Consider the following 19,645-nt stretch of genomic DNA (forward strand, 5'->3'; position numbering starts at 1 on the left):
AAACAGGATAACAGTTATCGGTAGCTAGATGGAACGTTTTTTTGTTTCGACTCGAGTTCTCCAGGCTGGATAACTCTCGACGCGCGGCAAAACCAGAAGCTGAAAATTATAATTACTCTCCAGCTAAAAATTCCCTAATGTATTGATTGACTAAAACTGGTCGTTCTTGCTGTACCCAGTGACTACAGTTAGGAATATATTTAATTTGTAGATCTCGAACGTAAGCTTCCGTACCATAGGTCAATTCTTTTCCCAAGGCGGCATCTTTTTCGCCCCAAATCATTAGGGTTGGTATTTCCAACACCCCCCAAGAAGTTCTCCTACCGCTTAATACCTGGTTACCCAGACAACGATAATAATTAATCATTGCCGTCAAGGCACCGCGTTTTGCCGCCGCATTTTTAAAAGCTTCGAGATCTTCGGGACTAAAAGCCAACTTATCCACTGCCATTTGTTGCAACATTGTGGCGATCGCTTGATAATCATTGGCTTGTAAAACCAATTCCGGTAGCCAAGGTAGCTGAAAAGCAAAAATATACCAGCTTTTTAATAATTGTTGGGGAGTTTGTATCCCGGCGGCGAACTTAGCTGGATGGGGAACATTCAACACAATTAGTTTTTCAACTAGTTCGGGATAGGCATAGGCAAAATTCCAGGCGATCGCTCCTCCCCAGTCGTGTCCGATTAAGATACATTCTTCATAGCCCAAACCCCGAATCACGCCTCGCACATCTTCAATGAGTTTGGATATAGAATAGGCTGCCACACCTTGAGGTTTATCGCTGTCGTTATAACCGCGCAGATCGGGTGCTACCGTACGATAGTCTGAAGCAAATTCAGTTATTTGATGTCGCCAAGAATACCAAAATTCGGGAAAACCATGCAACATAAGCATCAGCTTGCCCTCTCCCTGGCTGACGTAATGTAATTTAACTCCATCAGTAGAGATAAACTGATGATTCCATTCATTAATAACCGACATAATCTAAAACTTATTAACGAATAAGAATAATTTAAATTCAGTCAATTTAAAAATCAGTATTATTTCTGCCAAAAAATTAAATTTTTAAGTTTTGAGTTCTAAGCTGCGAGCTATGCCAATTTTATCTTAGCGTTTTCGACTAAATTTAAAACATCACTGCGACTGAGCTTAATTTTCCCCAGAGCGATCGCATCTAAGGTTCCGTTAGCCAGAATATAAGGAATCTGACAGAAATCTAAAGCAGGGCTATTTTGAGGTAGTGTATTGATGTACAGTTCGGCTAATTTTAGCTGGCGACGAGCATAAGCCTGCATATCGTGGCTAGTCCATTGCCGGGGAAAAAAATCAACTCCTCGCTTTAAATCGTCACGATGATTGCGAACGATATTAACCGCCTGTAAACCTCGTCCAAAACCGATAGCATGAGCGCGATTTGTCTTAGTGCCATCGTACCAAGCCCAAAGATCCGATAGTAAGAGACCTACCGCACCAGCTACGCTAAAAGTATAGCGGTCTAAATCTGCTTCGGTTTCGATCTGCCAATTGTTTTCCGCCCAATAAGCCATCCGATCTGCCATTGATGCGGTGGCATCCCAAATACGAGGAGCGATAGTTTCAGGAGCCAAAATTGCCCATTCCCCGATTCGAAGAGATACTTCTGGTATGACCTGTCTGTAAAGTTCTAGCTCAGAATTAATACGAGTGTAGCTGGTAAAGTCTACAGTTTCTTGCAGTCTGAGACTAATACTCCGCAATAGCTTGGCTTTAGTCTGATTATTCAGTCCTTCGCTATCTTCAATTTCATCAATAGCACGCATACATAAGTAAGCCGATGCTACTGCATCTTGTAACTTGCCAGGCAAGCAGGCAATGGGAATATAAAAAGTTCTACTGTTTTGTTTTAGGATTTCTAAAGCTTCAGTTCGAAAATCCATCAATTTAGCTCCTCACACTGACCAACGGTTAAATAAGCCTCGTCTGTTTGAGACGAGGTAATCTCTGACTTCTCGATAGCATACAACGAATATTCAGTCTCAAGATTAGATTTTAGTTAAGAACTAAAATTTATTCTCCAGGTTAGCCAATATTTGAAGCTTAGATCGGAAATATTAAAGGCGAGCGATTAAATTAATTAAATTAAATCCCACTGACGGCAGACTACGGCAAACAGTGCGGCAATAATCGTAATCGCCAGCGCGATCGCCGGGTGCTGACCTCTGCTAACCGCAAATGATGTTACTACACCGGCACCAATACCTGCAGTTAGAGCAGCTTCGATCAAATCTCCGTGATTATTTCGGTCGTACATAGTTAATGTTTATTTTGTGAAATGAGTTTTATTTAAATGCGTAAGTCTAACTAAAGTATCATCGACAAGCCGAATTGACCTATGACAAACTGAAATATTGCAATTAAGCTTTAAAATAAGCTAATTTTCTTAACAAAATTGGCTCCGAAGGTGAGAAGATAATAGACCGAGTCGAATAAAGTAAGAGTAAGAGAGTCAAATTTTGTAGCTTAATGTCTAAAACTTACGCTGTTGAGATAAAACATCAAGATAAAATTCAAACCATTCAAGTTTCTGAGTCCCAAACTATTTTGCAAGCTGCTACCGAAGCGGGAATTGATTTACCATTCTCTTGTAGTGCTGGAGTTTGCACCACTTGCGCCGCTCAAATTATTAGTGGCGAAGTCGATCAAAGTGAAGGCATGGGAGTCTCCCCAGAATTACAGGCTGAAGGTTACGCTCTGTTGTGTGTCGCTTACCCTCGTTCGGACATTAAATTAGTCTCTCAAAAAGAAGAAGAAGTCTATCAAAGACAGTTCGGACAGTAGTCCCATAGTACTGCTATGAAATATAGTTATTGGAGCAAAACAATCTTAATCGTACTGTTGGTTAGCTTATCATTCCTAGCGGGCTGTAGCGATCGCCAACTTGCGAAGGATAACCAACCGCTCAAAATAACTTTTTGGCATGGGATCAATCCGCCAGAAAACCGCGATATTTTTCAAGAATTAGTCAATAATTTTAATCGGCAACATCAAGATGTTGAAGTAGAAGCTCAGTATGTCGGACAGCCAGATGCTCAGTTACCGAAAATTTTTGCTGCTACCGTTAGCGGACAACCGCCAGATATGTTGTGGTTCGTACCCCAAATTACTGGTAAATTGGTACAGTTAGATGCTTTGTTACCATTAGAAACTTGGTTGAATAATTCTACTATTAAAGCTGAAATCGATCCGGCAATGTTGCCTTCGATGAAGCTAGAAGAACATATTTTTTCAATTCCTTTTGCTACTAATAATGCTGCTGTTTTCTATCGCCCTAGTTTGTTTGCCGAGGCAGGAATTACCGAACTTCCTAAAACTTGGTCGGAATTTAAACTGGTGGCTAAAAAACTGACTCAAGATACCAACGGCGACAATCGTTTAGATCGCTACGGCATCTTGTTGTCTTTGGGTAAAGGAGAATGGACGGTATTTGTTTGGCTACCTTTTATTTATAGTGCCGGAGGTCATCTACTATCGGGAAACCAGCCCGACCTGGTTAATAGTGGTACGGTTTCAGCTTTGCAATTAGGAGCCGATTTAGTCCAAGCTAATTTAGCCGTGCTCTCTTCTCCCGAACGAGGTTACGAACTAGATGATTTCTTGTCTGGCAGAGTAGCGATGCAGATCACGGGACCTTGGACTCTGGCGCAGTTACAGCCAACTGGCATCGACTATGATGTCTTTCCCATACCCGTAGCAGAAACTCCTGCTGCGGTTCTCGGTGGTGAAAACGTCTTCGTGTTTAAAACTACTCCAGAACGAGAACGGGCTTCTCTACAGTTTTTAGAATACATTTTAAGTGAAGAGTTTCAAACCGCTTGGGCATTAAAAACGGGATATTTACCGATTAATTTAAAATCGCAACGAAGCCCAGAATATCAAAGTTTTGTCGCTGAAAATCCCGTATTAAAAGTATTTTTAGACCAGATGAAAATAGCTAGCTCGCGCCCCATCATAACTCAGTACACTCGTCTATCAGAAAACTTAGGTCGAGCGATCGAAGCTACGCTTTTGCAACAACAAACACCACAAGCAGCTTTGGAAAAATCGCAACAGCGTTTGAAATTAATTTTTAATAATTAAATTGGTGGCTTTTTGCGTTTAGAAAATTACTGGTTCAACACGGGCATCAGTTAGTATCAAGCAAAATCAGCACTGTCCGAGAGGCGGTGCGCTCTTATGGGGGTTCTCTTGGTTAACAACTGCGTAACTCCTGATATCGATCGAGATTTTCTACAAGAACGGTAAGATTTATTAAAAATATTGAAATATTTAGTTAGTCATACAAAGAAACTAAGGCTACGATATTACCATATAGTTGTTTAGTAGAATTAAAATTAGACTTATTTATTTATGACCGAAGTTAATTGGATTGCAGCTTTAGCTGGTGGAATACTGATTGGATTGAGTGCAACTATTCTACTGGCTTTTGATGGTCGGATTGCTGGTATTAGTGGCATAGTCAACGGTGCGATCACATTTAAGCCAGAAGAGAATTGGCGGTGGCTATTTATCTTAGGGATGTTAGCAGGGGGGGTGATTTACGAATATATTTTTGCTTCAGAACCTACTCCTGTATCTTCTTTTGCACCAGTAGCAATGATTGTTGGTGGTTTTTTAGTCGGTGTCGGTACGCGAATGGGTAATGGTTGTACCAGTGGTCATGGTGTCTGTGGCTTGGGTCGATTATCTTTTCGGTCTTTGGTTGCAGTGATTACCTTTATGATTACTGCCATCATTACGGTATTTATTACTCATCACGTGATTGCTTATTAGTGATTTGTCATTGGTTATAAAAAATGAAACAGAAATTAATTGCTCTTTTATCTGGACTGCTATTTGGTTTTGGTTTAAGCCTCTCTCAAATGATCGATCGCGATCGCGTGTTAGGATTTTTAGATGTTTCAGGAGACTGGGATCCTACCTTACTATTTGTCTTAGGTGGTGGGGTTGGCGTTACTGTAATTGCTTTTCGCTTTGTGCTGCGTTTGCCGCGACCAATTTTTGGCGAGAAGTTTTACTTACCGACGCGAAAAGATATCGACCTTCCTTTAATAGTTGGTGCTGCGATTTTTGGTATTGGTTGGGGTATTGCGGGCTACTGTCCTGGTCCTAGCATTACTGCTTTAGTTTTGAGCATACCGAATCCAGTTTTATTTATCATGGCGTTTATTCTCGGTTCACTTGCCTATCAATGGTATACAGGGTTGTTTGTAAAGAGCAACCGCATTGAACAAACACGGGTTAAATAGTAGCTTTTATATGATTCAAACCATAGCTATTTAAATGAATCATTTTGCTTTGGGCAGTCGTATCTATCTTAACGCTTTGTAACAAGCTATGTTTCAATTACATTTATTCAAAACTGTGTAACGTCAGATATTAAGGCAATAACCTATCTATCAAGTTTTGGATCGAGCGATCGTTTTAGCTTATGCTCAAATTTTTCCGAATAACATTTGTAATTGGTTGACACACTGTTGCTATTCCACCTCATCCAATTGAGACCTGCTATAAAGGACAAAGTTAACAAAACTTTACCTCCAAACATGAGCTACCTCAGAGACGGAACCAAAACTTGATGGGAAAGTAAGAGTATCGAGTTTGGATATGACTCATGACAACTACTCTCAATTTTACCACTGCACCAGGTCATCAAGTTTTAGCAGCAGCAGGGAAGAAGATCCTACGTCCTGGAGGAAGAAAGGCAACGGAACAACTGTTTGCTTGGGCTAATTTTCAGTCGGAAGAGACGGTATTAGAATTAGCAGCAAGCTTCGGCGAAAGTGCCATAGAACTAGCGAAAAGATTTAATGTCCGGGTTGTAGGGGTAGAGAAAAACCCAGATAGCGTAGCCAAGGCTAGAGAAAACATCAAAGCTGCGGGATTATCAGACAGAGTAACCATTGTTGAAGGAGATATCTTTCAGTTAGATAAGATTACGGACAAATTTGACTATGTCCTGGCTGAAGCCATCCTCAGCATGCAATCGGATATAGGGAAAGCCAAGATATTAGCAGCAATAAAAAATCATCTCAAACCAGGGGGTAAGTTTCTTTCCCAGGAAATGCTAGTTCGCAGTAATGAGTCACTCGGTCACCTGAAAATTGCTTCGGGCACTGCGAGTGACCGTCGGTCAAAAGTGCGTCGAAGTCTATCTCAAACTATACGAGTAAACGCCAATCCTCTAACACTAACAGAATGGTCAACTGTCTGCAAAAAAGCTGGTTTAACCATACAGCAGCAGCAAACAGGGGCGATGGGATTACTTAGTTTGAGTCAGATGGTACGAGATGAAGGATTATTCGGAACGGTTAAAATTGCCTGGAATATTTTAGTTAACCCCCATTTACGCCAAAGAGTCTTACAAATGCGCCGGGTTTTTCAACAGCAGCGAAATAATATCGGTTACATCGTTTTTATTAGCCAGTAGTTAGCAGACATTGGTCATTAGTTAGAAAAGACGAAGGACGAAGGATAACAAAAGACAAAAAACCAAGGAGAAATTATGACAGTCGCAACACCCAACAATTCTTTCACCACTACCTTACAAGATTTAATTGAATATCCTACCAGTGGCATTCTCAGTAAAGTTTTATTCAAAGATAACAACACTCAATACAACTTATTTTGTTTGGCTGCGGGTACGGAAATCGACGAACACACTTCCACTCGTAACGCGATAATCACTGTAGTAGAAGGAAAGGGAAACCTCAATTTACAAGGAAAAGATATTGCTTTGGCACCAGGGGTGTTCGTATTTATGCCTGCTAATGCACCTCACGCTTTACAAGCACGAAAAAATCTGGCTTTTGTTCTGACTTTGTCGGAGCATTCTCCAGCAAAAAAAGAAATTAGCCAGCAAACCATCGAAATTGTCAAATCTACCGCCCCCATTCTCAAACAGCACGGGAAAAAAATTACTACTCGAATGTACGAAATTATGTTCGATAGATATCCAGAAGTGAAAGCACAATTCGACATGTCTGCACAAGCTAACGGTACTCAACCAGCTAAACTTGCTGCTGCAGTTTATAGCTATGCCATTCATATCGACAATCTCAAAGCATTAAAAGCAATGATAGATCGAACTGCCCATCGCCATGTTGCAACTCACGTCTTACCAGAACAGTATCCTATAGTCGGGGAATGTTTGTTACAAGCAATTAAAGATGTATTGGGAGATGGGGCAACAGAAGCAGTAATGATAGCTTGGACTGAAGCCTATCAAGCATTAGCTAAAATTTTTATTACTCGAGAACGACAAATATATCAAACTGTTTCTCATCTCTCCTAAGAAACTCAACTTTTTAAGTTCACACGAACCAACAATCTGGCGAGTTTCTTTGATTCATTATTAGCGATCGTCTATGAAATGCTTCTGTCACTTTCGGATATTTCCTATTAATAATAAAGTTTTCAAGGGAAACGAGAAAGTTTAATGGTGCGATCGCCCCTATCGATTGAGATTAGTTATTTCGATAGGCAAACTCTACTTCGAGGTAGATTAACAAAGTTTCGATCCTTCCTAAGATATCGATCGGAATTCATCCTGAAATTTGTTGGTTTAAACGAGCCACAGCAGGAAACTGCTCGAAATTAGAGGAAAGATTTAACCATGGAATTTGAAATCAAAGGAAAAGTTGCGCTCATTACTGGCGGTGATTCGGGTATCGGCAAAGCTACGGCAAAATTACTCGCCGATGAAGGGGTAAAAATTGCTTTACTCGACAAAACTACTGAAAAGTTACAAAAAACTGTTGATGAAATTAATAAAATTTGTGAAGCGATCGCCGTTAGTGCCGATTTAACTAAACTCGAAGCAGTAGAAAATGCCAAAAAACAGATTGTCGATCGCTTCGGTACGGTAGATATTTTAGTCAACTGCGCGGGAATTACGGGCGCGACCGACCCATTTTTAGAACTAACCGACCAAGACTGGTACGAAACGATTGAAACCGATTTTATGGCAGCAGTAAGAGTTTGTCGGGCTTTTATTCCTCTGATGCAAAAGTCTGGTTGGGGAAGAGTTATTTTGATTGCTTCGGAAGATGCAGTTCAGCCTTACACTGATGAAATGCCCTACTGTGCCGCCAAAGCAGCAGTATTAAATTTATCTAAAAACCTATCTAAAGCTTTTGCTAAAGATGGCCTTTTAGTTAATGCCGTCTCTCCTGCTTACATCGCTACTCCCATGACTGATGCGATGATGGAGAAAAGAGCTAATGAAAATAATTTGAGTTTTGATGAAGCGATCGCCACTTTCTTAAAGGAGAAACGACCTCACCTAGAGCTACAAAGACGCGGCAAGGCACAGGAAGTAGCAGCAGTAATTGCCTTTTTATGTTCTCAGCAGTCGAGTTTTGTCGTTGGTGCTAACTATCGTGTCGATGGCGGTTCGGTTGCCACGATGCATACCTAATATAAGGACAATTGGCAATGCCCACCCCCATATCAGGGCGAACGGCGGTTCGCCCCTACAACAATTACACTCCCACTTCAGCTAACGCCATACTGTTTTCTCAAGTCACGGGCGATCGCACCTAAAACTTCTAAATCTTCATCTATTTAAATTTAATAGTGAATGTACAGCTCTTCTAGAGTTCTTCGCGTCCTCTCATATCTATTTCCCTGTTTTGCGCTAACTCGCAAGTCATCAACCGTCCTAAAAAAAAGTTGGTCATCTTAGAACCATAAGGAGAATTCCACCAACGGGAGGGATGACAGCCTTCAGGTGCGTTCAAGCTAAAATCCAAATCTTTGCACTTAAGCCAGCGGTTATTTTTACGCCAGCCCAAACTCTCTCCCCATTTTTCGATTAACTGCCGATCTTGTTCGACGGTAGTGTCATAATTACCCCCTAATTTTTGATACGCTTTGAGTTGGACGCTAAAACCGAAGCGATCGCCGCTGTATTTACTCCACAACCGATCGATTACCATCAAATCGTTACAGGGAAAATGCTGGATATCTTCGGGGGTTAATTCTTCAATTTCTCTTTTCGATACTGCTAGAATTAGCCTGATGGTTTCTTTATCCGCTTCGAACCAGTTTTCTTCAGCTAAATATTGCTGGAGGTTTTGGTACCTATAGCGATCGCCAAGTAGCATTAGCTCGTCTTCTAACTGAGTAATTTTATTAGGTAGAGGCGACAAGGCTTCTAAGCGTTCGTCGACGCGATCGAAACGACTAGCCATATTAAGCAACTGTTCTTGAATCAGAGCTAGTTGCTCTGTAATCTGAGATGTAGTTATTTCGTGGCTTTCACTCATCGGTATTTCCACTTAAGACTTTACTCAAGGGTAACAAAATTAGCAGCTGATTCGATCTTGCTAAATTTTAATCAGGATGTGTTTGGATATCGAGTAACAATCCCAACAGTTTCTCAGTTGGGTAATTTGCTAATACAACTAGACTGAGATTTTTATTGGCAAAGGGGTCAATCTATAAACTGTCACTCTAGCTCAGTCATGACTAAATGAATTGCATATACTAATAAGTGTGTGTGAGGAGTAAGTGTAAGAGAGAAAAGTTTTGGGGTCGAAACACGGCAAGACTCCCAAAGCTTTTTTCTTTTGTGGCTTTTTTTAAGTTCTATAGCAATCTTTCTGGAGAAACCGGCGAGTTAGACTTACTCTCGTTACATTTTTTTAGGTTTCAGCAAGGGATGGAATTGATTTTAAAAGTGAGCGATCGCCACGGTTAACGCGCGATCGCTCATTAAGTAGCAGTCGATTAATTATTATCTTCTGCGTCCAGTTCTAAAGCTTCTAGTTCTGGTTCTCACTCGATTGCGACTACTGCCAAAGCTACTAGGTCTTTTGTATTTCGTGCGAGCTTTGTTAGAAGAACGTAGAGTGCTAGAACCAACACCAGAACCAGTAGCACGACTGCTGTTATTACTGGCTCTGCCAAAATTATTTCTATTGTTAGTCGCATTTCTAATGCTGCCGGTAGTACGCAGAATGCGACGGTTTTGAACCGCTGCGGGAGGTGCATTGTAACGAGCTTGATAGCGCTCGACCGCTTGAGAATAGTTACGCCCATAACTACCGTAACCAGTCATAATTCCTCCCGGCTGATAAACTGGCGGTACGTAGTAATGAGGTGTAAATAACAAGCTACCTAGAGCTTGCCCTGCTAAAGCACCAGCAAAAGGAGTCCAAAAGTTAGATTCTCGTCTAACTATTACCGTTTCAGGTTGACCAGTTTGAGGATTTTTAACGGTTTCAGTAACATTATGAACGTATTCAATTTTGAAGTCTTCCGTTAAGTACATCACAGGTCGATCCCCCTCAACTTTAAGATAAGTTTTTTCGTCTTTGGCAAGTTCGTCATCACTCAGACGCGCCATTTGCAGCTTGTCGGTTCGCAATACTGGAGAAGTTCCAGGAGGGGTATCGAGCAACATCAGACTATATTCCCCAGTAGCATCATCATAAGTAGCTTGCTGCACTGGATATTTACCGTCACTTATAGATGTAGGTGCCGAAAAAACATCAGTATTGCTGTTGAATGAGGGTTGAGATTGGGATAGAGAGATTGGGGTTGAAGTTGTCGCGCTACAACCTACCACAGTCCAACAAAATGATAAAGACATTAAGATCGCTATAAATTTTCGCAACATAGGTTACACAGTTATTTTTTTTTATATAGATATAGATTCAATTGTAAAACTTCCTGTCAAATGAAGATTTACGGGAATTACCATAGCTTGAAAAAAGGTGGCTTAAACGCAGAGAATGAGAAGCCAGAGTAAGGCGATTGCCGTTTAAAACTTTATTCGTAGTTCTATTGATAGATAGTTAATTTGTTGAGTAAATAAAATCCAATCTTTAGTCTATCGAAAGATAGTATTTTTTAGGTTATAAATTATCTATTTCATTGGTTAGATGAAGCAAAAAATAAGTCAGTTTTACAATAAAAATATAGTTAAGCAAAAATGTATAGTTTTTGAGAAATAGGAGTCATAATTAATGGTTTTAACTAGAATAGCAGATTTATATCCTAATTATAAAGAAGACATTTTTGGTGGCGAAGACATCAAAGATTTCTCTGTATATGCCGATAATAATGAAAAAGTAGGTTCGGTACGCGACATCTTAGTAGATGAAAGCGGACGTTTTCGCTATTTAGTTGTCGATACGGGATTTTGGTTTTTAGGTAAAAAAGTTTTGCTGCCAATCGGTCGTGCTAGCATCGATTATTCTCAAGAGCGCGTTTATGCCGAAGGTTTGACTAAAGATAAAGTAGAAAACCTTCCCGAATTTAGTGACGACATGACTGTCGATTACGACTATGAAGAGAGTGTTAGAAATACCTATAGAAGTGGTGCTGCCTATAACACTATGGGTACGACTAACGATATGGGTACCGCCAACACGATGAATGCTACCTATGATAATACGACCTACACTTATGATCGCGATCCCGGACTCTACCGACTGAACGATCGCGATCATGAAAATTGGAGAGGTTATCAAAATCGTCTAATTGATAACAGAAATCGCTTTAGAACTACTCCTAATAAAAATCTCTACAGTATCGGCGAGCTCTATCCCAACTATGACAATATCTTCGGTCAAGATCGCATAACTGACTATTCTGCCTATAGCGACAATGACGAAAAGCTAGGCTCGGTACACGATGTTATAGTCGATCGCGAAGGTAATTTCCGTTACTTTGTTATCGATACTGGTTTTTGGATCTTTGGCAAAAAAGTTCTACTTCCCATGGGTCGCGCCAGAATTGATCGCAACCGCAATCGAGTTTATGCTCGAGGTTTGACTAAAGAACAGGCAGAGCATCTGCCCGAGTACAATGAAAACATGACTCTCGACTTCGACTACGAAGAAAGAGTCAGAAACACCTACAGAACTTCTGATGTTGGGGTAGGTACTTACAATCGCGATACTTATTCTTACGATCGCGAACCAGAGCTATACAATGTCAACGAACGAGCTCATCAAAAGCTCAAACTTTACGAAGAACGGTTGCTTGCCAACAAAGACCGCTTTAGAACGGGTACGGTTAGCGTAGGCAAACGAGTTGAAACTGAGACTGCCAGAGTATCAGTTCCCGTCGAAAAAGAACGAGTAGTAATCGAGAGAACTAATCCTACCGATACTGATGCCGTAGAAGTTGGAGAAGCTAACTTCCGTGAAGGCGAAGTAGCTAGAGTCGAAGTCTACGAAGAAGACGCAGATATTAATAAGCAAGCCTTCGTGCGTGAAGAAGTAGATGTTAGAAAAGAAGTAGAACGCGATACTGTAAGTGCGGAAGAAACTATTCGTCGTGAAGAGTTAGATTTAGACACTGATGGTAAACCTAGAGTCGATCGCTAATTCGGTCGCGCGAATCTTTCGGTAAGTCAGGGGGGAGTAGGATTTAGTTGTCTATTCCCCCCATATTTAAATAAATATAATATCTAATTTAATTACGATCTTATGGCTAATCTAGAAAATCAAAACCAAGCAAATCTCAAGCATTTAATCAATCAATTAGACAAACAATTGACTTCTTATCGAGTGAGCGACTCTCAGGGCAGAGTTAGAGGTCAAGTTGCCGATATTTATCGTGACGCTCAAAACAATCTCCAGTTGTTAATCGAGTTGGGCGAAAGAACTTCAAATTCAAATTGGTATCGGTTGACTTATAACGAGATTTCTGAAATTAACTTAGAAACTCAAACCATAATAACTAAGCTATCCCCAACAGAATTATCCCAATTACCTTTATACAAACCCCTACCTTCAGACCTAAAAATGGCAGTAGCCGATACAACATCGGAAACTCTCGCCAATCACAGCATTAGTTCCTCCTCCGATGTAGAACGACCGGTAACTACAGAAACCGAAACTATCCCTTTATTAGAGGAAAAATTAACCGTCAAGCGTTATCGACGCAAAGTAGGCGAAATTGTAGTTCGCAAAGAAATCGAGACGCGAATGGTACGAGTTCCACTCAGAAGTGAAAAGCTAGTTGTAGAGAGAGTTGGAGCAAATCCCGAAGTATTAACCGAAGTCGATTTAGGAACGGAACAAGCTATTATAAATGATGTTCCCGAACTAGCTATAGCTGTCAAAAGCAAATTGGTCAGCATCCCAAATGCCATGAAAATTTTACAAGCCTTAGACCGAGAAACTGAACCCGATACTAAAGTAAGGTTAGAAATAATTACCGACGATAAAATGCAACAAGATGCTTATCAGGCTATTTGCGATCGCTTTTCTTAGTTGGACTTTGGAAGCTGAAAATAGTTTTTAGCGATTGCCTGGTTCGAGCTTAGGCAAAACTACGGTAAAAGTAGAACCCGCTGCAACTTCTGAATCGACCCAGATTTTTCCCTTCAACATTTTGACCAATTGTCCCACTATTGCCAGTCCCAGTCCTCTACTTTCTGAGGGATAGCTATCTTTGGGTTTCACTTGGAAATAAGGTTCGAAAATACGGGAGTGATACTCTTGAGGAATACCGATACCAGTATCGGCAACTATAATTCTCAGTCCGCCTTCTTCTGTCGTCTGACAAGTAACTTCAATTTTTCCCGATTCAGTGTAGCGAATTCCATTGGTGACGAGATTAATTAAGATTTGCTGCAGCCTGAGAGAATCGGTGGTAAATTTTAAGGTCTTAGGATTGCAGGTAACAATTAACTGTAAATCTTTAGCCGTCGCTAGCGGTTCGAGAGTCAAGACAATATCGTCTAATAAAGAACCAACATCAACCGTTTCCCACTTAAGCTCTATCGTTCCTGCTTGATAGCTAGCAAATTCCAAACTATCGTTAACCAGCCTTAAGATTTTTCTACCTTGGGTTAAAACCTGCTTAATATGGCGTAAATTAACGGTGGAATTGTTATCGCTATTTTGTTGGGTTTGACGTAGCAGTAATTCTGAATAGCCCAAAATCGAAGTCAGGGGGTTTTTAATTTCGTGAGTGAGATAGGAAAAACCGTTTTTGTGTACTTCAACCAACCGAGTCAATTCTTGATTGGTTAAGAGTAGCTGATGCTGTAGCTGCTCTAGCTGGTTCAATTTCTGCTGAGTATAAGTTTTAAAACTTTGGGCTACGAGATAATCGAGAGTTGCATCGATTGAGGCGATGGTATCGACTACTTCTAATGGTGAATAGTCAATTAACTCGTCTTTAATTTCTGCAATTATGATTTGCCGTAGTAAGAAAAATTCACGGGCAATTTCTTCGGGATGGAAATTTTGTTGGGCACACAGAACGCCATGTACGTCAGCCTTTTGCGTCGACAACTCTGCAGGTTCGATTGCGGGATAGGTTATATTTTTAGCGATCATCTCGACGATTGAAGGAATGCTGTCTTGCAATTTTTGGCGATTTAATCCTGCCGTACTTTCAATGGTTAGATCTTGTCGTACTCTCTCGAGCCATTTTTCGATAATTCGATCGGTTTTGGCAACTAAAACTCGTTCTAATTCCATGCAATAATTGATGCATAGCTTACGCTCTTACTTTGTTTATTCTATTTAAGAAATGCTAATCTTAGACTGAAGCGAAATAAACCTCAGTCTAATTTATCATCTTTTTCTTTCAAATCCCGACCTATAATCTCTAGATCGCCAAAGGTGTATGAGTTGCCTAAACTAATTCCTAGCATTGTCGATTGTTTCTCATTGAGACAAAATACATTGGGTAGCTAAGACATCGAACTTGCCATCGGAAAAAACCGAACAGCGATCTTTAAGTCCTACGAGAGCGGGAATATTTCCTCGTTGCAAACTAGCAGTGACTTGTCTAACAATTTGCTGGTGTTGAGCCAGCCAGCGATCGCCTTTGAGATATTCTGGAGAAAAACTAGAGCTTTCTATCAGCCACAGATCTACATCATATTGACGAATAAAATTTTTTACTACTTCGATATCTGGACTATATTGAGCGGCAATTGTAGCGATCGCTCTTTGTCGAAAAGGAAAATAATAACCCGTATGATAGGGAATGGCATATTCTCGACTGGCTAAGATCGAACGTTGAGTAAAACTGGGAAGATTATCGGTTTCTGAAGTTAAAGAGGCAATTAAAGTATTTTTGGGTTGCTGCTGCAAAAATTGATATAGTGCTGTGGCATCACCCCTAATATACTGCGTCCAAATAAAGCTTTTGGCAAAATGAGGATAAAAAATTAGTAAACCAGCTAAACAGCAAGCCAGCGCGATCGAGATAAATGAGGCTAGTTTATTGCTTTGGCTAATAAAAACTCTAACTAAAAATTCGCTAATTAAAGTAGTGACGATACTGGCAGCTAGAACGATAACGATTTTAAGAGTATGTTGAGTGTAGCGACTAGGTAGATGTAGTTCGAACAGTAATCCATGAGCGATAAAAAACATTAATAGGGAAACTATAATTAATTCTGGCAAAACTTTTATTTTATAACTTACTTTTGAAACCAAAGGAAAAACCCGTGGAAATTTAAGTACTAAGGGTAGAAATACTGCCAAATAAGTTAAAGGCGGCATTAAAGCTGCAGCTAATTTAATTCCACTACGACTGCCATTAAACCAAAAATCCCAGGTATTAGGATCGAAAAAAGCTGCTCTGCCGCCTACCATAAATTCTGGTAATTTTTTAGCTTGGGCTATAGTAATTGTCGGACTATATTCCGAACTAGAAATAGCGTAGGGTAACAATACTAAAACAGCAATAGCTAAGCTCAAGAAGCTAAAAGTATAATCGCTTTTTTGAGTGGAAAAACTCAATCTGCCACCTTCAAACTTAGATAATCTTATTACTAGCAATCCAGCAGCGATAAAAACTAGGGAAGGATAAAACAGTCCCAATAGAGCAATGGTAACTACAGTTCCCCATCGCGATCGCTTTAAATAATAGTATAAAAATGCTAGAAATAAAGGAATCAAAAAAGCTTTTGGAGTACCAGAAATCAATCCATCCTGCAACCATAAATTTTGATTGAGAATTAAGGTGGCGATAAAACCTGCAAAGGGAACTGGAAATAACTCTAACGATAGAGCAAAACAAAAACCTGTAGAAATTATCCCTAAAATAGTAGGAAGAAATTTATTAACTAAAAAAGGTTCGATGCCAAAAAAAGCCGGTATGGCGTAAACGAGTTTGTATCCCCAAGGCGCGACAGATTGAAAATAATCGGCAATTAAATTGTTAGAAAAAAGCTCCCGATCGAGAAAGCGATACATCCAAAAAACGTGTTGTCTCGCGTCATCTTGAACTACATACTCACCGCTAAAAGCTTGAGTTAAAGCGATCGCACTATAAAATATACTAAAGGCAAAACTTAACAATAGCCAAGCTACTAAAATATTACGAGATTTTATTAGTTTTCTATGCTGTGGATCTCTGAATTTGTTAACAGCTATTTTCTTGGTAGATTGATGATTACTGTTAAAAAAAATTCGATAAATAGTCTCTTGATTCATACTGAAAGCTTTTAGGCTATGACTAATGATAAATTAAGACATGGAGTTGGGAGCTAGATCTAGCGATTCTCGTTTTAAAGAAGTATACTTCAGTTATGTTCGATTGAAAGAAAAATATCTCTACTTCACAATTTAAACAATTGCTATATAAAAACTTTAATTTTAAAAAACTCGCAACTCTCTTGCCCGAGCGAAACCAAAATTGTTTATATATTAGCTAGATCGTCGGTCTAAAGTTTATTTGAATTTTATTAAACTTGTCTATGGCTACAGGTAAAATTTTTAGGAATGTCTCTACTTCTCGACTTATTCTTCCCAAACGTTTAGGGGAAGTTTTATGTGAAGCTGACTTGATTTCTCGGGTTCAAATCGAGAAAGCTTTACAGTATCAAGATAAATATCCTTTTATGCGCATCGGAGAAATTTTAGTCGCCCAGGGTTGGATCGAACCCAAAACCGTTGATTTTTTTGCTGAAGAGTGGCAACCGTTAGTCACACAAGCCTACAGAAAACCTATAGGACATTATTTGCAAGAAGCAGGACTGTTAACGGCAGAACAAATCAAGTCGATCTTGGAAGAACAAAAACTTACGGATTATAAGTTTGGTTCGATTGCAGTTTTACGAGGGTATCTCAAGCCAAAAACTTTAAATTTCTTTTTAAAATATTTATATCCCGAAGAAGTAAATCAATCCTATTTAAGAACTAAGAAAAGTTTAGCTCAAAGCCGACGCAGACAAAGACAGCTTTTGTCGCAAATTTTAGACCGCAAGCATAACCCGTGGAAACAACCCAAATAGCCATAAACATCGATGAAGTTTAATTAAAAAAGCACCAGAACTAAAATATAATATCTGATGCTGCTCGAAACTAACATTTAAATTAAATTGTAATTAAATCGTAGTATTAATAACTATGGTGCTAGAGCATTGCCTCTTAACAAACTACCGATGGTTTTAGCGGTAATCTTCAGTTGAGTCAAAGGATTGGCAGGAACTACAGTTTTGTAGAGGTAGCTATCGAAAGTCATTTTTTGTACGTCTAGATCAGCGCACATTTCTACAAAGGCTTCGCGAGTTGCATCGGAGCGATAGAAAACTCGTTGTAAGATATCTAATACTCTGTAAGTTGCACCGTATTTCTTATTCCAACGTTTGAGATAGATTTTAAGATCGTCTTCACTAGGAACTTTCAGTCCGTTATGAGAAGTCTCGACAATTACTTCAGCACACATCCGCGCTGATTTTGCTGCAAAATAAATACCCTCACCAGAAGATTTGGTAACGGTACCCATGGCATCGCCAACTAACACTACTCTACCGCGAAGTGGACGAGGACGGGGATGTTCGGGGATGGGATGGGCTTCAACTTTGATAATTTCTCCCCCTTCCAATCTCTTGGCGGCGCGAGCGCGAATGCCAGCTTGAAGATTTTTAATTAGGGCTTTATTAATTTTCATCGTTCCCGTACCAACTGCTACGTGGTCGTATTTGGGGAATACCCAAGCGTAGAAATCGGGAGAAACATCATTGCCGACATACATTTCTGCCAAATCTTCATAGTATGCCATCTTGTCTTCTGGCAGACGGATTCGTTCTTGGAAAGCAATGGCATAATTATAATCGCCAGCATCGATCGCTTTAGCAATGCGAGAGTTGGCACCGTCAGCACCGATTACTAGGTCTACCTTCAGGGTTTTCATTTCCCCTTTCGCCTCACCTCCAGAATGATCGGCATAGTGAAGCGTGTAAGGATCTCTGTCACTATCGGGTATATCTAACTGATATACAGTACCATTGATTAATTTAGCACCTAATTTAGCCGCGCGATCGCGCAAGAAGCCATCTAGAACTTCTCGACGACACATACCGATATATTCGTTATCTTTGAGTGTGGCACCGATATCGACTTCAATATTAGATGGCGAGATCATCTTCATGTTTCTAACTCGCCGGTCGATGATTTCCGGGGGCAGATCGAATTCATCTACCATGCAGAGAGGAATCGCACCCCCACATGGTTTGGCGTTATCTAATTTGCGTTCGAATAAATAAGTTTCAATACCAGCTTTAGCTAAGATTTCGGCGGCAGAAGAACCGGCCGGTCCCGAACCAACAACAGCAACCTTTAATCCCAAGGTCTTTCTCCTATAATCTTATTGTCGCTACGGATCGCATAGTATCATGTACGCTGGCTAATTTTTCTGCCAATCGCCTCAATTGGCTAAACTTGCAATACTGCTTAACAACTTAGTTACACAAGTTAACTATTTAACGATTTTGCAGAGTGCTATCAAGTGCCAAAAACCTAAAATGTTAATAATAAAAAGAGGACATCTTATTCAAACATTCTCAAGAGCAAAATTGGTCTGTTGTACTAGCCACTAAGATTTGAGAGCACCAATAACTAAATAAATTGTCCTCAAACTTAGGTTCTGTTGACACAATTAACGCAACCAAATTAAAGCCGAAGCAAATTCGGCAAATCCCAAATAACATTCGTCAGTTTTGTCAAAACGGCTGAAAACGCGACGATAGTATTTAAGTTTGTTAAAAAAGCACTCAACTAGATGTCGCTCCTTGTACAGATGTGAATCGTAATCTCTAGGGTTGAGGCGACCAGAACGAGGCGGAATCACGCCTTGAGCACCAGTTTCCTCAATCAAGACCACAAAAGCATCACAATCATAGCCTTTATCGGCAATTACCTGTTGAGCTCGATAACCAGCCACCAATGCCTCTCCTTGACTGATATCGGCGGTTTGCCCTGGAGTCAGAAGCAACCGCAGCGGATTGCCCAACGCATCTACCACAGCATGTAACTTGGTACTAAATCCGCCACAAGAACCTCCTAAAGAGTGTTTTTCTGACCCCCTTTTGCTCCTGCTGCACAGGGATGAGCACGAATCATGGTGCTATCGGGAATTAAACTTTCTAAGTCAGCAGAGTGGGACATTTCTTGCAAGAGACGATGCCAAACTCCCTTCTGACACCAACGCCGATATCGTTTGTAGAGGCTGTTCCAGTTGCCAAAACGTTTGGGTAATTCACGCCATTGAGCACCTGTGCGAGTAATCCAGAGAACCGCATTCAGAAAACGACGACAAGCTTTGGGGTCTTTGATACGGATGTCTTGTTGGTGGCTCAGAACAACGAAAATTTGCTGCCAAGCAGAATCGTCCAACTTA

General features: G+C 40.3%; 19 protein-coding genes. 10 read left to right on the top strand and 9 right to left on the bottom strand.

What is annotated here, in order from left to right; translation table 11 throughout:
• Nucleotides 1-112: 112 nt before the first annotated feature.
• The 3 genes from ACLFKQ_RS02895 to ACLFKQ_RS02905 form a co-directional block, all read right to left on the bottom strand.
• Nucleotides 113-982, bottom strand: coding sequence for an alpha/beta fold hydrolase (locus tag ACLFKQ_RS02895; protein ID WP_448998393.1), 870 nt, complete (start codon nucleotides 980-982; stop codon nucleotides 113-115).
• 110 nt (nucleotides 983-1,092) lie between these two features.
• A complete protein-coding gene (locus tag ACLFKQ_RS02900) occupies nucleotides 1,093-1,917 on the bottom strand; it encodes a squalene/phytoene synthase family protein (RefSeq protein WP_448998394.1) in 825 nt (274 codons plus the stop codon).
• A gap of 197 nt (nucleotides 1,918-2,114) precedes the next feature.
• On the bottom strand, nucleotides 2,115-2,291 hold the full coding sequence (locus tag ACLFKQ_RS02905) for a hypothetical protein (protein ID WP_448998395.1): 177 nt from the start codon (nucleotides 2,289-2,291) through the stop codon (nucleotides 2,115-2,117).
• 212 nt (nucleotides 2,292-2,503) lie between these two features.
• Here ACLFKQ_RS02905 and ACLFKQ_RS02910 point away from each other — a divergent pair, with 212 nt between their 5' ends.
• From ACLFKQ_RS02910 to ACLFKQ_RS02940, 7 genes are all read left to right on the top strand, one after another.
• Nucleotides 2,504-2,818 (top strand): 2Fe-2S iron-sulfur cluster-binding protein, encoded by a 315-nt coding sequence (locus ACLFKQ_RS02910; protein ID WP_448998396.1) that lies wholly within the window; start codon nucleotides 2,504-2,506, stop codon nucleotides 2,816-2,818.
• A 15-nt stretch (nucleotides 2,819-2,833) separates the two neighbouring features.
• The gene (locus ACLFKQ_RS02915) at nucleotides 2,834-4,117 is read left to right on the top strand and encodes an ABC transporter substrate-binding protein (RefSeq protein ID WP_448998397.1); all 1,284 of its coding nucleotides are present in this window, start codon (nucleotides 2,834-2,836) and stop codon (nucleotides 4,115-4,117) included.
• Between the two features lie 270 nt (nucleotides 4,118-4,387).
• Entirely contained in the window at nucleotides 4,388-4,810 is a 423-nt protein-coding gene (locus tag ACLFKQ_RS02920) for a YeeE/YedE family protein (RefSeq protein WP_448998398.1), read from the top strand.
• Nucleotides 4,811-4,833: 23 nt separating this feature from the next.
• Complete coding sequence (locus ACLFKQ_RS02925) at nucleotides 4,834-5,286, top strand: DUF6691 family protein (RefSeq protein ID WP_448998399.1); 453 nt, start codon at nucleotides 4,834-4,836, stop codon at nucleotides 5,284-5,286.
• Between the two features lie 365 nt (nucleotides 5,287-5,651).
• Nucleotides 5,652-6,467: an SAM-dependent methyltransferase gene (locus tag ACLFKQ_RS02930; protein ID WP_448998400.1), complete on the top strand. Its 816-nt coding sequence runs from the start codon at nucleotides 5,652-5,654 to the stop codon at nucleotides 6,465-6,467.
• A gap of 75 nt (nucleotides 6,468-6,542) precedes the next feature.
• Nucleotides 6,543-7,331, top strand: coding sequence for a globin domain-containing protein (locus ACLFKQ_RS02935; RefSeq protein WP_448998401.1), 789 nt, complete (start codon nucleotides 6,543-6,545; stop codon nucleotides 7,329-7,331).
• A 321-nt stretch (nucleotides 7,332-7,652) separates the two neighbouring features.
• Entirely contained in the window at nucleotides 7,653-8,456 is an 804-nt protein-coding gene (locus ACLFKQ_RS02940) for an SDR family NAD(P)-dependent oxidoreductase (RefSeq protein WP_448998402.1), read from the top strand.
• Between the two features lie 175 nt (nucleotides 8,457-8,631).
• Here the strand turns inward: ACLFKQ_RS02940 and ACLFKQ_RS02945 are convergent, their stop codons facing one another.
• Nucleotides 8,632-9,306 carry a GUN4 domain-containing protein gene (locus ACLFKQ_RS02945; RefSeq protein WP_448998403.1) on the bottom strand — a complete coding sequence of 225 codons (675 nt, stop codon included), beginning with the start codon at nucleotides 9,304-9,306 and terminating at the stop codon, nucleotides 8,632-8,634.
• Nucleotides 9,307-9,776: 470 nt separating this feature from the next.
• A complete protein-coding gene (locus tag ACLFKQ_RS02950; RefSeq protein WP_448998404.1) occupies nucleotides 9,777-10,661 on the bottom strand; it encodes a hypothetical protein in 885 nt (294 codons plus the stop codon).
• Between the two features lie 349 nt (nucleotides 10,662-11,010).
• Here ACLFKQ_RS02950 and ACLFKQ_RS02955 point away from each other — a divergent pair, with 349 nt between their 5' ends.
• Both ACLFKQ_RS02955 and ACLFKQ_RS02960 read left to right on the top strand, forming a co-directional pair.
• The gene (locus tag ACLFKQ_RS02955) at nucleotides 11,011-12,378 is read left to right on the top strand and encodes a DUF2382 domain-containing protein (RefSeq protein ID WP_448998405.1); all 1,368 of its coding nucleotides are present in this window, start codon (nucleotides 11,011-11,013) and stop codon (nucleotides 12,376-12,378) included.
• Between the two features lie 102 nt (nucleotides 12,379-12,480).
• Complete coding sequence (locus ACLFKQ_RS02960) at nucleotides 12,481-13,269, top strand: YsnF/AvaK domain-containing protein (protein WP_448998406.1); 789 nt, start codon at nucleotides 12,481-12,483, stop codon at nucleotides 13,267-13,269.
• A gap of 27 nt (nucleotides 13,270-13,296) precedes the next feature.
• Here the strand turns inward: ACLFKQ_RS02960 and ACLFKQ_RS02965 are convergent, their stop codons facing one another.
• Nucleotides 13,297-14,487: a sensor histidine kinase gene (locus ACLFKQ_RS02965; protein WP_448998407.1), complete on the bottom strand. Its 1,191-nt coding sequence runs from the start codon at nucleotides 14,485-14,487 to the stop codon at nucleotides 13,297-13,299.
• Between the two features lie 189 nt (nucleotides 14,488-14,676).
• The gene (locus tag ACLFKQ_RS02970) at nucleotides 14,677-16,458 is read right to left on the bottom strand and encodes a hypothetical protein (protein ID WP_448998408.1); all 1,782 of its coding nucleotides are present in this window, start codon (nucleotides 16,456-16,458) and stop codon (nucleotides 14,677-14,679) included.
• 263 nt (nucleotides 16,459-16,721) lie between these two features.
• On the opposite strand from ACLFKQ_RS02970, the gene ACLFKQ_RS02975 reads away from it, so the two are divergent.
• Nucleotides 16,722-17,258 (top strand): hypothetical protein, encoded by a 537-nt coding sequence (locus ACLFKQ_RS02975; RefSeq protein WP_448998409.1) that lies wholly within the window; start codon nucleotides 16,722-16,724, stop codon nucleotides 17,256-17,258.
• Nucleotides 17,259-17,371: 113 nt separating this feature from the next.
• Here ACLFKQ_RS02975 and chlP read toward each other — a convergent pair whose 3' ends face one another.
• Both chlP and ACLFKQ_RS02985 read right to left on the bottom strand, forming a co-directional pair.
• Entirely contained in the window at nucleotides 17,372-18,595 is a 1,224-nt protein-coding gene (chlP, locus tag ACLFKQ_RS02980; RefSeq protein WP_448998410.1) for a geranylgeranyl reductase, read from the bottom strand.
• A gap of 309 nt (nucleotides 18,596-18,904) precedes the next feature.
• A protein-coding gene (locus ACLFKQ_RS02985; protein ID WP_448999442.1) for an IS5 family transposase occupies nucleotides 18,905-19,641 on the bottom strand; the annotation gives its coding sequence in 2 pieces (ribosomal slippage) (nucleotides 18,905-19,336 and nucleotides 19,339-19,641; 735 coding nt in all).
• Nucleotides 19,642-19,645 lie beyond the last annotated feature (4 nt).

Source organism: Myxosarcina sp. GI1(2024) (genome assembly GCF_053543375.1).

Excerpts from the sequence above, each read along its gene's own strand:
- ACLFKQ_RS02920 (WP_448998398.1), top strand. The coding sequence starts at position 4,388 with ATGACCGAAGTTAATTGGATTGCAGCTTTAGCTGGTGGAATACTGATT.
- ACLFKQ_RS02915 (WP_448998397.1), top strand. The coding sequence starts at position 2,834 with ATGAAATATAGTTATTGGAGCAAAACAATCTTAATCGTACTGTTGGTT.
- ACLFKQ_RS02955 (WP_448998405.1), top strand. The coding sequence starts at position 11,011 with ATGGTTTTAACTAGAATAGCAGATTTATATCCTAATTATAAAGAAGAC.
- ACLFKQ_RS02970 (WP_448998408.1), bottom strand. The coding sequence starts at position 16,458 with ATGAATCAAGAGACTATTTATCGAATTTTTTTTAACAGTAATCATCAA.
- ACLFKQ_RS02950 (WP_448998404.1), bottom strand. The coding sequence starts at position 10,661 with ATGTTGCGAAAATTTATAGCGATCTTAATGTCTTTATCATTTTGTTGG.
- ACLFKQ_RS02930 (WP_448998400.1), top strand. The coding sequence starts at position 5,652 with ATGACAACTACTCTCAATTTTACCACTGCACCAGGTCATCAAGTTTTA.
- ACLFKQ_RS02900 (WP_448998394.1), bottom strand. The coding sequence starts at position 1,917 with ATGGATTTTCGAACTGAAGCTTTAGAAATCCTAAAACAAAACAGTAGA.
- ACLFKQ_RS02945 (WP_448998403.1), bottom strand. The coding sequence starts at position 9,306 with ATGAGTGAAAGCCACGAAATAACTACATCTCAGATTACAGAGCAACTA.
- ACLFKQ_RS02960 (WP_448998406.1), top strand. The coding sequence starts at position 12,481 with ATGGCTAATCTAGAAAATCAAAACCAAGCAAATCTCAAGCATTTAATC.
- ACLFKQ_RS02895 (WP_448998393.1), bottom strand. The coding sequence starts at position 982 with ATGTCGGTTATTAATGAATGGAATCATCAGTTTATCTCTACTGATGGA.
- ACLFKQ_RS02910 (WP_448998396.1), top strand. The coding sequence starts at position 2,504 with ATGTCTAAAACTTACGCTGTTGAGATAAAACATCAAGATAAAATTCAA.
- ACLFKQ_RS02935 (WP_448998401.1), top strand. The coding sequence starts at position 6,543 with ATGACAGTCGCAACACCCAACAATTCTTTCACCACTACCTTACAAGAT.
- ACLFKQ_RS02975 (WP_448998409.1), top strand. The coding sequence starts at position 16,722 with ATGGCTACAGGTAAAATTTTTAGGAATGTCTCTACTTCTCGACTTATT.
- ACLFKQ_RS02925 (WP_448998399.1), top strand. The coding sequence starts at position 4,834 with ATGAAACAGAAATTAATTGCTCTTTTATCTGGACTGCTATTTGGTTTT.
- ACLFKQ_RS02905 (WP_448998395.1), bottom strand. The coding sequence starts at position 2,291 with ATGTACGACCGAAATAATCACGGAGATTTGATCGAAGCTGCTCTAACT.
- ACLFKQ_RS02940 (WP_448998402.1), top strand. The coding sequence starts at position 7,653 with ATGGAATTTGAAATCAAAGGAAAAGTTGCGCTCATTACTGGCGGTGAT.
- ACLFKQ_RS02965 (WP_448998407.1), bottom strand. The coding sequence starts at position 14,487 with ATGGAATTAGAACGAGTTTTAGTTGCCAAAACCGATCGAATTATCGAA.